At 61.9% G+C, this 14,177-nt stretch carries 13 protein-coding genes; 5 read left to right on the forward strand and 8 right to left on the reverse strand.

All coding sequences use genetic code 11. From position 1 onward, the window contains the following. The 5 genes from L21_RS00435 to L21_RS14560 all read left to right on the forward strand — a co-directional run. On the forward strand, nt 1-967 hold a 967-nt coding region (locus L21_RS00435; protein WP_074368543.1), incomplete at its 5' end, for a TolB family protein. Then, complete coding sequence (locus tag L21_RS14350; protein WP_256711749.1) at nt 964-1,098, forward strand: hypothetical protein; 135 nt, start codon at nt 964-966, stop codon at nt 1,096-1,098. The genes L21_RS00435 and L21_RS14350, both read left to right, overlap by 4 nt. Nucleotides 1,099-1,427: 329 nt before the next feature. Continuing rightward, the gene (locus L21_RS13995; protein ID WP_178377655.1) at nt 1,428-1,583 is read left to right on the forward strand and encodes a hypothetical protein; all 156 of its coding nucleotides are present in this window, start codon (nt 1,428-1,430) and stop codon (nt 1,581-1,583) included. A 215-nt stretch (nt 1,584-1,798) separates the two neighbouring features. After that, complete coding sequence (locus L21_RS00440; protein ID WP_074368544.1) at nt 1,799-2,176, forward strand: hypothetical protein; 378 nt, start codon at nt 1,799-1,801, stop codon at nt 2,174-2,176. Then, entirely contained in the window at nt 2,101-2,493 is a 393-nt protein-coding gene (locus L21_RS14560) for a hypothetical protein (protein ID WP_394329521.1), read from the forward strand. The genes L21_RS00440 and L21_RS14560 overlap by 76 nt, the downstream gene beginning before the upstream one ends. Nucleotides 2,494-2,963: 470 nt before the next feature. Here the strand turns inward: L21_RS14560 and L21_RS00450 are convergent, their stop codons facing one another. The 8 genes from L21_RS00450 to L21_RS00485 form a co-directional block, all read right to left on the reverse strand. Next, complete coding sequence (locus L21_RS00450) at nt 2,964-4,922, reverse strand: magnesium chelatase subunit D family protein (RefSeq protein ID WP_256711751.1); 1,959 nt, start codon at nt 4,920-4,922, stop codon at nt 2,964-2,966. Nucleotides 4,923-5,080: 158 nt separating this feature from the next. Beyond that, nucleotides 5,081-5,413 (reverse strand): hypothetical protein, encoded by a 333-nt coding sequence (locus tag L21_RS00455; RefSeq protein ID WP_074368547.1) that lies wholly within the window; start codon nt 5,411-5,413, stop codon nt 5,081-5,083. A 479-nt stretch (nt 5,414-5,892) separates the two neighbouring features. Continuing rightward, nucleotides 5,893-6,552, reverse strand: a complete 660-nt coding sequence (locus L21_RS00460) for a hypothetical protein (protein WP_074368548.1) — start codon at nt 6,550-6,552, stop codon at nt 5,893-5,895. A gap of 71 nt (nt 6,553-6,623) precedes the next feature. Beyond that, nucleotides 6,624-10,325, reverse strand: coding sequence for a cobaltochelatase subunit CobN (cobN, locus tag L21_RS00465; RefSeq protein ID WP_074368549.1), 3,702 nt, complete (start codon nt 10,323-10,325; stop codon nt 6,624-6,626). Beyond that, nucleotides 10,322-11,116 (reverse strand): ABC transporter ATP-binding protein, encoded by a 795-nt coding sequence (locus L21_RS00470; protein ID WP_074368550.1) that lies wholly within the window; start codon nt 11,114-11,116, stop codon nt 10,322-10,324. Before L21_RS00470 ends, cobN begins: the two co-directional genes overlap by 4 nt. Beyond that, complete coding sequence (locus tag L21_RS00475; RefSeq protein ID WP_074368551.1) at nt 11,116-12,177, reverse strand: FecCD family ABC transporter permease; 1,062 nt, start codon at nt 12,175-12,177, stop codon at nt 11,116-11,118. Before L21_RS00475 ends, L21_RS00470 begins: the two co-directional genes overlap by 1 nt. Then, the gene (locus L21_RS00480) at nt 12,174-13,394 is read right to left on the reverse strand and encodes an ABC transporter substrate-binding protein (protein ID WP_074368552.1); all 1,221 of its coding nucleotides are present in this window, start codon (nt 13,392-13,394) and stop codon (nt 12,174-12,176) included. The genes L21_RS00475 and L21_RS00480 overlap by 4 nt, the downstream gene beginning before the upstream one ends. Next, nucleotides 13,391-13,876, reverse strand: a complete 486-nt coding sequence (locus tag L21_RS00485; RefSeq protein WP_074368553.1) for a hypothetical protein — start codon at nt 13,874-13,876, stop codon at nt 13,391-13,393. The genes L21_RS00480 and L21_RS00485 overlap by 4 nt, the downstream gene beginning before the upstream one ends. Between the last annotated feature and the right edge of the window lie 301 nt (nt 13,877-14,177).

Below are 14,177 nucleotides of genomic sequence, written 5' to 3' on the forward strand. Positions count from 1 at the left end.
CATGGAGCAGACGAGAGAAGGACGTTCGTGGGAGTTCGCGCCGTTCGACCCCTGGTCCCCGGACGGGAAAACTCTCCTTTTTCTCTCCACCGACGCAGATCTCTGGAGAATGAACCCGGGCGGGACCGAAAGGATGCGCCTGACCGACGGAGGCCGGATCGTTCCCGGTCTGCCGCTCGCGGGATATGGAGCCGACTGGAGCGACGACGGGAGGCAAATCGTCTACACCTCCTGCCTCTTCGACAATTCAGCTGTCTGGAAGACCCTCGTGGCGACCACCGCGGAAGGGTCGCCTGCAGTGAACTACTCGGATATCCGGAAAGACGCCGACATCTGGATCATGGATGCGGACGGCAGCAATAAGAGCCAGCTGACGACCGGCGGGGATGCACGGCTCCCCCTCTGGGAGCCCCACGGCGACCGGATCGCATACCTTTCGACGAAGTCCGGGGGCCAGGGGGTTTGGGTCACGGACCGCGGCGGGAGAGCGGAACAGGTAACGTTCTTCGAAGGGAATGTCACCGGGTATGCGTGGTCGCCGGACGGGAGTGCGATCGTCTGTGTTGTCGGAGCTCCGGCGGGAGAGTGGCCGGAATTTTCTCTCTGGGTTGTCCCCCTTGACGGATCGGGTGTGCGACAGTTGACTTCCGGGAACCTGGATCAGGCTCCGGCCTGGTCGCCCGACGGCGACAGGATCGCGTTTAGGTCGATGTCGCGGAACCAATCGGCGCTCTGGGTGATGAAGAGCGGCGGCTCGGACCTCGAACCGCTCGCTCCCGGCAATGCCATAATGCACCAGTGGTCGCCCGACGGCCGGATGATTGCCGTCAGTGACGGCGACGATATCTCCGTGATCGCGTTCGACGACCGGACAACGCCCGCGTCCCCGGGGTTCGGGGTTACAGGAGCGTTGGCGGCGCTCGTTCTCCTCCCGATGCTCGGCCGGAGATCCGGGAGGCGGCCATGAGCGACGCCGAGCCCTTTCAGTACGGCAGGCAGGGAAAATTCGATATAACTGCCGCCATCGAACCGATAAAACCGAATTGCCCCAAGACTGCGGGAGACATCCGGATCGACATGCTTTTATCCGATTATTGATATGATCACATGCTAATATCCTTCACTATCGTGTTATGTGATCGGTGGATCTTCACAAGCCGTACCTACGTGATTGCATCGGTCCCGGGTACCGGCAGGACGACCATGCCGATGCTGCTCGAACAGTACTTCCGCGGGCAGGCAACGACGAACCGGCTCAATAGAACGGGAATCCCACGAAGTGCATTATGGTCATCGTTCTCCTGAAGGGGACTGCGGAGCAGGAGTCCGGAACTCATGACGGGTCAGTACAGGGTTTCACATGCCCACATTGCGGGCGCAGGAGTAGGGAGTTTCGTTCCATCTGTCCGGAGTGCGGCCGTCCGTTCATGCGGGATTACATCGACTGGCGGATGCACCCCCGGGACCCGGAACTGCGGGGAACATGGTATTACAATCGGTTCTGGGCACGGGTCGGGCTGGTGCTTATGATCCTCGGACTGGCATTTTCGGTGCTGGTGATGGCCATCCGGGCACTGGATTGAACCTGAGGGACCACGAAATAATCTATCGCTCTACTTCAGTCTACAATGTAGGGGTGGATTGCACCGGGTGATAGTCAGGGTGAGAGGACGAGCAGGCAGCGCTACCTCAGGAGATGATATACACGAGAGGTCGTGTGTCTCGGCTGAGGTTAACAAAGACTTCGCCGGGGGTGGCTACGTGGAGATAACGGGAGTCTATGTGATGGAGTGCTGAAATGCCGATCGATGAGATGCCGGGACACCTCTTCCGGAACCTCCGGAAGTTGTTGTTCCACCCGTTTCAATTCTTCGACGGCAGGTTGGAGCATCCACGCCTCCTGCCGCCGCTGCTCCTCATACTGGGTATCTGCTTGGTGCGGAGCGTATGGCATTTCCAGGTACTCGCAGACTACACGGTACGACTGCTCGAAGGAAGCAGTTTTCCCGCCGGCGGGTTTGCGCTCTGGTCGATGGTACTGCTCATGATCGGCCCCGCCATTCACTGGGTCTCATTACCGGTGTTGTCTTCGGGATATCGGTGCTGTTTCGCGGAGAAGGGTCTTTTACCCGACTTCTCACATTCACAGCGTATGGTCTCCTTGTGGGATATATGATCAGTCTTATTCAGGCAATTTTCAGCGTTCTCGCCGGACGACAGATCATGCATGAAGTGTCTCGTTTGATGATGGGCTCTGGCTATCTTTCCCTTCCAAATCTTTCAACCGATCCCACAATAGCGGTATTCTGGATGGTCTTCTGGTTAATAGGCACCATCAGCTTTGTATGGACGTTCATTGTCCATGTCGCAGCCACCCAGTACAGCAGATATATCCCTCGAACGCATGCACTTCTCACCGTTATCCTCGCGTTCGTCTGTATGTATGGCGTGGTATGGATGCAGGTACTATTCGTTCGACATATAATTACATGATTGTACCGAGATGCCCAGTCAGGAGTGCTTGAGGATATGAAGGGGCAAGAGAGATGTGAGACAGAGGGAGGAGAACCCCCGGTGGTGACTCTGATCAACCCGGCAGGTCCCGGCATCGGCGACCCCGTCGGGATGGAACGAATGTTCACAGCGACATGCGACCAGCCACGACAACGGGAGTTTACCTCAACGGCAACCCGAGACATACGGAGCGAACCGGGCGTCCGGGAAGCGCGTTCCGGTTTGAACGGTTTATTGTCATCGTCGGGAAGGCGATCCGGGCATCGATGAGGCTGGTGAAAGAACCCCTGTGTTACCCCAACCAACGGGTACGATCATAGTTTAGCAGTGCGGGTACTGAAACGGATCCACGTTTTGAAACGGCCTAAACCCTGACGAATCGTCCGGCAGGCGGAACACCGGGTCGGGAAATTCCCGCCGTACTGCCGGTGAAAAGGGTTGGCGGCCGCTCAGGCAGGGTACACCGCCGCATCCCGTTCGGCCGCCGTGATCTTCTGCAGGAGGCCAGCAGAGAGGTCGGCGATCGGGTAGTACCCGCCGCCGGCATGTTCCGCGACGACTCTGCAGTAGCCCAGCCGGAACTCCAGAAAAGAGTTCCCCGCCTCCTCTGTATCGATGACCACCATCCGGATGCCGTGCGATCGAATCTCCTCTGCTACACCGAGAACCTCATTGCGCACGTCTCCCGACACAGGAACGTTTGCCCGACCATCGGAGATGACGACCATCATCGGGATCACCTCGCCGTTCTTCCGCCGCTCCTGCAGGAGAACCTCCATGCCTTTCATCAGCCCGGCGCAAAGCGGCGTCTTCCCGCCGGTGGGGAGATCTTCCAGTTGCTTCTGCGCGAGATCGACACTTGAGCAGAGCGGGAGGAGGGTTTCGGCGCCGCTCCCCCGGAACGCCACAAGACCGATGCGGTCGCGATGCCGGTAGGAGTCCAGCAGCATCGAGAGGACCGCGCCCTTGGCCGACTCCATTCTCTTTGCGGCTCCCATCGAACCGCTGGCGTCGACCACGAAGACGCATGCGATGGAAACTCTCCCCACCCGGACCCGCTCGCGGACGTCTTCTTCGCGAACGGCGACCGCCATGCCCTTTCGGTCGCGCACCGACTGGTGCGGAGCGGCGGCCCGGAGCGTGGCGTCGAGTGCGACATCAGCAGTTCCGGTGGGAAACCGTGCAGAAACATATCTCCCCACGCTATCCGCTGAGAACGTCTCGAGTCGCCTGCCGGATGGTCTCAGCCGTTCAAGGGTATCCCGTCGTTTCGGCAGGCTCATCTTTCCGACATCGACCGGGTTTCCAACCTGGAAAACGGTTTCGTGCATACCGTTTCCTTGGGAAGGGGGGGGTTCCCCACCACGCCCGCCGGGGTGCTCGTCACCGCCCTGCTCCCCACCGTCCCGGGGAGAGTCGTCATGCCTCCTCCCGGCGTCATCCAGTGCTTTGTCGATATCTTCGGGATCAATCCTGGGCTCTTCAAACGGTTTTCGACGCATCCGGTGCGGGAGCGCAAGCTCCATGGCTTCCCGGACATCGTCGCGGGTAACCGCGGTTCGTCCGTCAAGAGCGGCGATCGTCTTCGCCGTGCGGACGACGGCGATATCGGCACGGTGGGTCCTGACTCCTAGCCGGATGCATGCTTCCGCCACAGCATTCAAAAGCGTGTCGTCGGTCGTGACTGCCGGGAGCAGCGCACGTGCATCGGTAATCTTTTTGCGCAGTTCCTCCTGTGCCGCCTGGTATGCCCCCCGACACCCGTCGGGGTCGCACGCGAACGCCTCGGCGGCCCTGATAATCGCCACCCGCTCGGCGACCTCCTCGATCCCCTCCACGGCCACCTGTAGCCCGAACCGGTCGAGCAGTTGCGGCCGCAGTTCTCCCTCCTCCGGGTTCATGGTGCCGACCAGGATGAACCGGGCAGGGTGGGAGAACGATATACCTTCCCGTTCCACCACGTTGACGCCCATCGCGGCGGCATCCAGGAGCACGTCGGCAACATGGTCGTCGAGCAGGTTGACCTCGTCGATGTAGAGGATGCCGCGATTAACCGCCGCGAGGATGCCCGGATCGATGGTTACCTTCCCCTCCCGGATCGCTCGCTCCACGTCGACGGTGCCCACCACCCGGTCTTCGGTCACCCCGAGCGGGAGATCAATGACGCGGACACGGCGCCGTTCCACTTCCAGGTCATCGCCCAAGGCCTCCCTTTCGGTACAGGCAGTACACAGGCCACCGTTGCCTGTGGGATCGCAACTGTACGGACAGTCCCGGATCACATCGATCTCGGGGAGCACGTCGGCAAGCGCCCTGACTGCTGTAGATTTTGCGGTTCCTTTCTCGCCACGGATGAGCACGCCGCCGATCCCCGGATTAACGGCATTGAGAATGAGCGCACGTTTCATTATCTCCTGACCGACAATAGCGGTGAACGGAAGGACACTCCTTCGCGCCGAGTATGACATATGAGAGAATATGATGCAATTGATGTTAAATAGTTTCTATTTCGTAATAACCAATAGCGGACGAGGGCGGCCCTGCCCCCGCCCGGAACCATGTGGTCTCAGAACTCTTCCGCGATGCCGTAGCCGTATGACCGCAGTACCTCGCTCCCCCGCTGCTCCGGGTATGCGGCAAGCACGAGCCCCCGCGACTCCAGAAACTCCTCGGCGGAGACGATGGAGATGGGCTGAAGCTGCTCGTCTTCGCCGGGCACCATCGACCAGGTATGGATGTAGTAGATGTCCGGCAGCCCCTCCTCTTCGTGCAGGTAAAGATCCCTTCCGCGCCCGAATGCCCCGCCTGCGTCACCGCCCCGCGGCGCGAGGTAGAGCCAGGCGTCGCGGTCGGTGTCGAGGAGGATCTCGCCTTTCTCGGATTGAATACATCTCTTCATGTTCAGTCACCTCTGCCCCGCCAGCCGTGCAGGGCAGTTCGGCAGGCGGCGACGATGAGCTCCGGGAGCCCGGCGAGGTGGCCATGGCCCTTCCGCAGCCCGGGTCGAACTGGAGATTTTGCCACCGCCCGCCGGTTGGGGATAGAACAGCAGGTAACATATATCTTTCGAGTAGTAGCACCAAATATTATAAAATAAGATCTTAGTAGCAAACCGCCCGACCGGCATGCCCTAGGTCACTCGAAGGGGGCGCTGCATGCACCCACCAGAGTCTTTAAAACCAGTCGAGCCAGCAATACTCCCTCTTACAGATCTCCGTTGCGATCACCCCGGAGTGCAACAGATGATACTGTGTGCCATGAAGCGCAGGACCGGCGGTGCCGGCTCCTTCGCTACGCATCGTGAGGGACAGGATCCCGGAAAATGTGGGGGCCAGGACAGGGGACACGCCGAATCGAAGGGGAAACCCCTGGCCCGGCCTATCCGGGGACGTTCACCTTCTCGGTGCCCATCGTCACCTTCACATCGACGAACCGCCCGTCAAGGGTCACGATATAGCGCCCCGGACTGTAGAGTTTGATCGACTTCTCCCGGGCGCTCCCGTATATCCCGTGGTAGCCCTCATCGGCGATGAGCCGGAGGGTTTCGGGGTCGCGGACGGTGACGACGAGCCGGGAGTTCGCGTCCGGCTCGGGATGTCTCGGGGTCGCAGAGAAGGTGATGATGAACGGCACGTCGACGACGTCCACCTGCAGCCCCCTGGCGGAATAAACGAGGGAATATTGCTCCTCGAAGACAGTCGTCGTCTCTACGAGGGGTTTTGCGACATCCACCCGGGTCATCGGCAGAGATGAGACGTTGCACGGGTTCGGATCCGGCAGGTGCTCGCCGGGCTGAACCGGCACCGGATCGACCGGAACCACCAGATTCAAATTCTGCGTCACGGAGGGGGTCGGGCGGTTCTCCCGGGACGGTTCCAATGAGCCCGACCACGGTTGATCGACGGCGTCGGAGGGGATCGGCTCATCGTCCTTCTCGAGGGCGATACATCCGGAGCACGCGGCGACAAGGACGACGATCAGGATGAGTGCGGCGGTTCGGGCAGGTGCGCTACGGAAGTCTCCGCCGCGCCGTGGCACACGTCCTTTTCCATCGTTTCGCCGGTACAGCCCCGCATGTCGGCAGGGCAGTGATCTCTTCCCCATACTCTTCATTCACCCTTCTGCCCCTTCCGAAACGCTCTCACCTCTTCGACAGTCACCACGCGAACCGCGCCTCCCTGGACATCGCCGCCGACAGCTCCCATCCGATCCTCGATCCAGCCCTCCATCTCCAGGTATGCCGTCCGCAACCCCTCAAGAACGTCAGGGTCGGCATCCCAGAGACCGCGTTCGTGCGCCTCAAGCAGCCTCCTCCCGATCTCCTCGAGTGCCCAGGGATTCTCGTCCGCGAAGAACTGCCGCATCTCCGAGTTCAGGACGAACGTGCGGGTGATATCGTCGAAGATCCGGTCGTCCACCTCCTGCGTCGTCGCCTCCCACCCATAGACAGTGCCCACCTGCCGCGAGATATCGCCGGCACCCTTGTAGCCGTGCCGCTTCATCCCCTCGATCCACTTCGGGTTGAGAAGCCTCGCCCTGACGACCCGCCGCACTTCCTCAGCGACCGTCCTGACCTCCACGCGGTCCCGGTCACGCGTATCGCCGTAATAGGCGGGCACGTCCCGGTTCGAGAGAGCCCGCACCGCCCCGGTCAGCCCACCGTGCGTCCCGAAGTAGCAGCAGCACCCGAGGAGATCGTACTCGTCGGTTACCGTCTTATTGAAGGTCAGGTCGACGGCGGCAAGTTGCGCGGAGAAGGTCTCGGGGGACTCTTCACCGAAACTCCCCCGCCCGTAGGCATAACTGTTCCACCGGACAAAGACCTCCGCAAGATCCGCCTCCCCCTTCCAGGCCGATGCGTAGACCGCCAGGCTGACGCCGTTGCCGTAGGTTCCCGGCCGGCTCCCGAAGATCCGGGCCGTGCCGCTCCCCTGCAGGGCGTGCTTCCGTATGAAGTTCATCTCGGGCGGTTCGTCCAGCGCGGCGACCTCCCTGATAGCGTCGTCCAGGAGTTCGATGGAGGTGTAGAAGCAGTCCCGGAGGATCCCGCTCATCCTGACAGTGACGTCGATCCTCGGGCGTCCGAGTTCTTCGAGGGCGATCACCCGGTAGGACCTGACCCTGCCGTCCGTCCAGACCGGCTCGACCCCGATGAGGGAGAAGATCTGGGCAAGCTGCTCGCCGTCGGCCCACATAACATCGGATGCCATCCAGTACATGCCGATATTCTCCGGAATCCGCCCATTTTCATCGACGTATTTCGCAACGACGCTTTCCGCAAGCCGCGTCCCGATCCGCCACGCGGCACGGGTGGGAACCCGGAAGGGGTCGAGCGAGTAGAAGTTCCGCCCGGTGGGGAGCACCTCAGGCTTGCCCCGCGTGATCAACCCTGAAGGGCCCGGCGGGATGTAGCCTCCGGCGAACCCCGACAGAAGGCTCCCGATCTCGTCGGAGGCGTCCATCCGTGCCGCGATATCGATAACACCCGCCCGGGTTGCTTCAAGCGCCTCATGGTCGTGCCTGCACAGGCAGTCGGAGAGTGCCTGCTCCGCCGCCCGGTCAGGGGGCTCCCCCGCAAGGATCGCGGCTATCAGACTTTTTGCCGCAACGTCGGCATCCCGCAACCGGGCCTCGTCCGCAGTCAAGGCGTCATGCCCCATCATCCGGAGCACCGCTTCCCTCACCTTGCCGTCGTAGCGCATGACGGCATGAATGAACTCCACCCGGCGCTCGCCCTCCGGCACCTCTCCAAAGACATGCATTCCCTCCGGGATCCGGGTATCGGCGATCCGGGTTACGGCGGTATGGGCGGCGGCAACCACTTCCCCAAACGATTTCCCCTCTTCGCGCATGGCCGCAAACCCGATCTCGTCGGCTATGCCGGTCTGCTCAAGCAGGTCGGCGATGGTATGCTCGAGCGCGTGCGCCCTTGCCCGATCGACGTCCTTCGCCCGGTGATAGTCCGCGATCTGCTCTTCGAGTTCTTTTAACCCCGCATAGAGGTCGCTTGCAACCATCACCGTCTGCATATGGTCGACCAGGGTTGCGTAACTCCGCCGCTTGGCGAGCGTCCCCTCCGGCGGGTTGTCGGCGTTGTAGATGTAGAGGTGAGGGACAGTCCCGATGGCGATATCGGGGAAACAGGCATCCGAGGGGGCGACCGATTTGCCGGGGAGGAACTCGAGGTTCCCATGCGTGCCGACATGGACGATCACGTCCGCACCGAACGTCTCCTCGATGTAGCGGTAGGTCGCAAGGTACTGGTGAGTCGGCGGAACGCCCGGGTCGTGGAGGATCTTACAGACCTCGCCGTCGCACCGCGCGCCTGCGCACCCGCGTTTGGGCTGGACGCAGACGACGGCGTTCCCGTAGCGTATCCCGGTGACGACGATCTTCCCCTCGTAGACCATCGCCGGCGGAACCCCGTCCACCTCTTCGCCCGGGGGCCGTCCCCACGCCTCACAGATGCGGGTTCGAATCCCGGAAGGCAGGGTTTCAAACCAGAGAGCATAATCCTCGGGCTCTACCAGCGCGAGGGCGCCCCCTCTCCGGACGATCTCCGCAACCGACGTCCAGCGGAAGTCACTGATCGCCTTTCTCTCCATGATCGTCTCGATCAGGGCTTTCCCGCTCTCCGGGCATTTGACCGCATACCCCCTGTCGCGCATCGCCTTGAGGATTCTTGCGACACTCTCCAGCGTATCGAGATGCGCCCCGGACCCGACCGTCGCCTCGACCGATGAACAGGGTTTGTTGTGGAGGATAAAGGCCACCCGCCTCTCTTCAGCCGGTTTTTGCGCAAGATTGACCCACTTCCGGACCCGGCCCACGAATTTCTCTACCCGCTCAGCGATAGGGACGTGCCGCTCTCCCTCGGTGCCCACCGGGTCACGGCTCTCCGCCGCGCCGACCGGCAGCATCTCGATCGCGCCCAGGAACTCGGGCAGCGCAACGTACCAGGAGACGTCGCTCCCACGCATCCCGTCCGTATCGGCCTTCCAATCGGCCTCGGTCCGGTGATAGAGGATCAGAGGGTGAAAGACCGGCACCCCGAGTTTCACGAGCGCCGCGGTGCAGGCATCGCCGTCACGGGGCGGCGTGAACGTCCGTGCATCAATGAGCGCAGAGATCCGGCCTTTGAAGAAGGTATCTATCACTTCCGGGTCGGAACGCGCCCCGATCCCCTGATCCTGTACCCCGAAGCAGAAGACCGGGAGGACGTCGTAATACTTCTCGAACTCCCGGATCAGGGCATCTTCGACGGCCAGGTCCCCGTTTACCCAGTGCGTCCGGGAAAAGAGAAGGCCGACACGGACACTGTGCCGGGACGGATACCCGGCGAGGTACTCATCGGGATCATCAAAGACACACCCAATGTCCGGGTGATAGATCCCTTCCCAGCGGGTCTCGTGCGGAGGATCGTAAGCGACGTCCATACCGGTAACTTCAGCCTGGACATACCTGATCAGGTTCCGGATGTTCTCGGGCCCCCCGTAGAGGAAGTAAGCGCTCACCGTGGAGACGACGGCGAGCGGCACGGTCGAGGCCGACCACGAGGCATCGGTGTAGCCGAACGGTATAACCGGAACACCTTCCCGGAGACCGCCCAGGATCTCGTCCCAGACCGGGTCGTGTGACGGGTGGATCAGGACGACATCCGCCCCGTTGCACGACTCGATGCATCGCTTCCGTTGCTCCGGATCGTCTTTCAGTTCATGTACCTGCCACGCGGCAAGAGCGATCCCCGCCTCCCGCGCTGCACCGGAAAACTGCAGCAGTTCGCTGCCCCAGGCTACTATAGTTACTTTCATTCGATCTTCACCGGATCATCGTTGTTTGACGGACGAAGGGGGACCACGTACGGCACGCCCATCTCGTCCTTTACGGACGCCTCGATGCTATAGGCTGCGCGCACCATCTCCCCACTCAGGAGAGAGGACGGCGTCCCCCAGCCGAGCACCAGCCCTTCTTTCAGGATCAGGAGCCGGTGGCAGTAGCGGGCGGCGAGGTTCAGGTCATGGATCGCAGCCACCACTGCAAGCCGGCGTTCTTCGGCGAGCCGGCGCAGGAGATCCATCACCTCAATCTGGTTGCGGACGTCAAGCGCGCTCGTCGGCTCGTCGAGGAGAAGGATCCGGGCATCCTGCGCGATTGCTCGTGCAATCAGCACCCGCTGCCGCTCCCCGCCCGAGAGGCGATCGACCCTGCGTGATGCGAAGTCGCCGATACCGAGAAGCGAGAGCGCTTCCGAGACCTTCTGTTTGTCTTCTTCGGAGACACTCCAGCGCAGGTGCGGCCGTCTGCCCATCAGGACAGTCTCAAAGACCGTCGCGGAACCGGATACACCGCCGTTCTGCGGGACGTAGGCAACCGCCCGCGCGATCTCCGTCCGGTTCATGGAACACATCTCCCTCCCTTCAAGGAAAACGGCTCCTTCCGGGTCGAGGATCCGGTCCAGACACCGGAGCAGCGTCGTCTTCCCCGAGCCGTTCGGCCCGACGAGACCGATGACCTCCCCCGCATCGAGGACGAACGAAACGTCCTCGAGCACCTGTCGGTCGCGGTAGGCAAACGAGACCCTCCTTGCACAGAGCAGCGGCATCAGGCATCCCTCCTGCGCATGAAGAGGTAGAGGAAGAACGGTATGCCGAGGAACGCGGTCATGATCCCGACCGGAATGATGGTCCCCGGGATCAGGGTGCGGGCGAGGCAGTCGGCGCCGAGGAGGAGGACGGCACCCACGAGCCCGGACGCGGGGAGGAGGGTGCGGTGATCGGTTCCGATCACCATCCGGGTGATGTGGGGCGCCACGAGGCCGATGAACCCGATAGTGCCGGTGAAGCAGATGATCACCGCCGTCACGAGGGAGGCGGCGAGCATGAACCCGGCCATGGACCGCTCCACCGGCACACCGAGGCTTTTGGCCGTCTCGTCGCCCTCGGCGAGGGCGTTGAGGTCCCACGCACGCCAGAGGAGGGGCGGGACGGCTGCGGCGACGACGACCGTCACGATCGCCAGTTTCGGCCAGGATGACTTGTCCAGGGACCCGAACATCCAGAAGACGACCGCCTGCACCTTTTCCGAGTTACCCAGGTACTGAAGAAGAGAGGTGACGGCCGAGAAGAGGTACATGAGCGCGATGCCGGCGAGGATCATCGTCTCGCTCCCCATGCCCCGCAGGCGGGCCATGCCATAGATGGCGCCGGCAGCGAGCATGGCAAAGAGGAAGGCGTTGCCGACGACGAGGTAGCCGGAGAGAAAACCGGCCCCGAGAATGATGGCAACCGATGCGCCGCACGAAGCAGCTGAGGCGATCCCGAGGGTGAAGGGGCTTGCAAGCGGGTTTCGGAGGACTCCCTGCATCACCGAGCCTGCAATCGCAAGCCCGAATCCTGCCGCAATCGCAAAGAGCACCCGGTGCAGCCGCCAGCCCCAGACGATCCCGACAGCGTTGGACTCAATCATCCGGTCAGGCAGGTCGACCGCGTCGGGGAAGAGCCCGGCGAGGACCGCGAGGTAGGAGTCGGCGACCGAGAGGTCGGCCGACCCGAGGGTGACCGCGACCCCGGCGAGCGCTATGAGGATCAGAATGAGGCTAGTGATGAAGAGGGCTCGCTTCTCGGTGAGCCGCGCGTATTCCTGCCTGCCGGTATCGGTTATCATGCCGGGTACACAAACGTTCCGTGTTCGTCGAGGTCGTAGTCGAGCCGCTGGAATTCGTCCAGGTACTGCCGGTGGACGGCACGGGGATCCAGGTCGGGGAAACGGTCTGGGTAGAACCATTTCGCCATGTATGCGACGCCGATGAAGTATTCTGGCCCTCCGATGACGTCGGAGTGGATGATATGCACCCGGTCGTCCCTGACCGCACCGATCCTATCCCAGACCGGGCGGTTCGCGATCGAACGACGGACGTTCTCGAAGGACGACGGGTCGTCGTCGCCGTAGCCGCCGAACACCAGTTCGCCGGCACCCACAATCTTGACGATGACGTCGGGGTTCCTGCTGATGACCGCCTCGGGGTCGACCACAGGGTACTCGACCGGGTTGTCGGCGAAGATGTTTCTGCCGCCGGCAAGTTCGATTTTCTCGTCGTAGCCCGAGCCCTTTCCAGCGCTCTTGTAGTCGTTCCAGCTCTCCAGGTAGACAGGAACCCGGTCGTCGACCGGGATTGCGTTGACCACTTCTGCCACCGTATTCGTAACGTTCCCATGGAACGCAAGGAACCGCTCTGCTCCCTCTTCTTTCCCGAGAAGGAGCCCGAGCGTCCGCACCTCGTCGGCGTATACCGCCGGCCGGTAACTGTCGAACCGGAAGAAACGGATGCCGGGATCGATGGACCCGAGGGTCTCTTCGATCTCGGTGCACGAACTCTCGGAGAGGGTTGCGTAGAGGAAGACCGCATCGGGACGAGCCCCGGTAACCTGCTCGTAGTCAGGCGACCAGATCGATCCGAGGTTTGCCTTACCCTGGTACTCGGGGAAGAATGTCGGGTCTTCAAGGGTGTACTTGCTCACACCCACGAAACGGTCGGGTTCGATCCCGATCGACCGCATCATCTCGAGGGTATCGCTATTAAAGACCGCAATCCTCCGGAGCGGGCGGGAAAGTGTCGTTGTTCGCCCGGAGGAGTCGGTTATTGTGAGCGGCCGGCCGTCCCAGTGCTCATGGACGAACGCAGCGTCCCGGAGGTCGCCGGGCGTCGGACCCTCAACCGTTCCGCCCATGAACCGGGCATCCAATGAATCAAGGATTGCAGTCCCGAGTTCCGATGCTGTCAGGGTGCCGTCACCGTCACGGTCGCACGGGACTGTCGCCGCCGCTGTCGCCCCGGCCAGGAGGCAGATGCAGCAGGCGAGCAGGAGGAATCGCCGGGTCACCGACAGCACCCCCGCCCGAATACCACGGTAAGCGCCGCCAGGGCGACTGCATACCCGAAACCGGGTGTTTCCAGAGCAGTTGTCTGCGCAGCCTGCCCTGAGTCACGGGGTTCGTCCGAGCCCACGACGCCCGACTCACCGGTCAACAGGTCTTCCCACGTGCCGGCGAACGCTTCTCCGGCCTCCGGCGGCCCCTGCACCCGGTAGCAGATCGTTTCTTCGCCGATAACGGCGAAGGCGACGTGCTGGTCGGAGACCCGGGTGCGGTTGTCCGGGTGGTCGCACCCGGCCCACGTGCAGCTGTCGGGGATGGTCTCGACGATACCCCCGACAGGGATATCGTTCACCGTGAGCGTCACCTCAAGACCACCCTCCGGGCTTTCCGGGAGGGGAGCGGCGATCCTTTCGACGCTACCGGCCGCTACGGGAACCGCGAGCACAAGGATCAGAATATACAGGAGTGCTGCTCTGTTCGGTGTCACTGCAGGGAGTTTGGTGTATAGTATTAAATATCTTATTATTTGTATTACTTATTCCGAGTGGTTCCAATTTTGTATGACATGATGCTAACAAATATCAAAAAGTCATTACATCCGAGTTTTTCGGCACATCGACAATCGTTGTGCAGGCCGGGAGTGCGACCGCGGGGTGTTGAGATTTGGAAGAGATCCCGAAGAAATGGCGGTTGTCCTCTCCCGGTTTAGGGCTCAAATCCGGCATAAATCAACGATATAGCAAGAATGAAATTTTCCGGCTGTCTGATAGGGAGGATTGACCCAAAGG

The organism is Methanoculleus chikugoensis (assembly GCF_900095385.1).
In the GTDB taxonomy this organism is placed as follows: domain Archaea; phylum Halobacteriota; class Methanomicrobia; order Methanomicrobiales; family Methanoculleaceae; genus Methanoculleus; species Methanoculleus chikugoensis_A.

What these genes read in the sequence shown, in the direction of transcription:
- L21_RS00450 (WP_256711751.1), bottom strand. Translation starts at nt 4,922, where the DNA reads ATGAAACGTGCGCTCATTCTCAATGCCGTTAATCCGGGGATCGGCGGC.
- L21_RS13995 (WP_178377655.1), top strand. Translation starts at nt 1,428, where the DNA reads ATGCGGGATTACATCGACTGGCGGATGCACCCCCGGGACCCGGAACTG.
- L21_RS00455 (WP_074368547.1), bottom strand. Translation starts at nt 5,413, where the DNA reads ATGAAGAGATGTATTCAATCCGAGAAAGGCGAGATCCTCCTCGACACC.
- L21_RS14350 (WP_256711749.1), top strand. Translation starts at nt 964, where the DNA reads ATGAGCGACGCCGAGCCCTTTCAGTACGGCAGGCAGGGAAAATTCGAT.
- L21_RS00470 (WP_074368550.1), bottom strand. Translation starts at nt 11,116, where the DNA reads ATGCCGCTGCTCTGTGCAAGGAGGGTCTCGTTTGCCTACCGCGACCGA.
- cobN (WP_074368549.1), bottom strand. Translation starts at nt 10,325, where the DNA reads ATGAAAGTAACTATAGTAGCCTGGGGCAGCGAACTGCTGCAGTTTTCC.
- L21_RS00440 (WP_074368544.1), top strand. Translation starts at nt 1,799, where the DNA reads ATGCCGATCGATGAGATGCCGGGACACCTCTTCCGGAACCTCCGGAAG.
- L21_RS00475 (WP_074368551.1), bottom strand. Translation starts at nt 12,177, where the DNA reads ATGATAACCGATACCGGCAGGCAGGAATACGCGCGGCTCACCGAGAAG.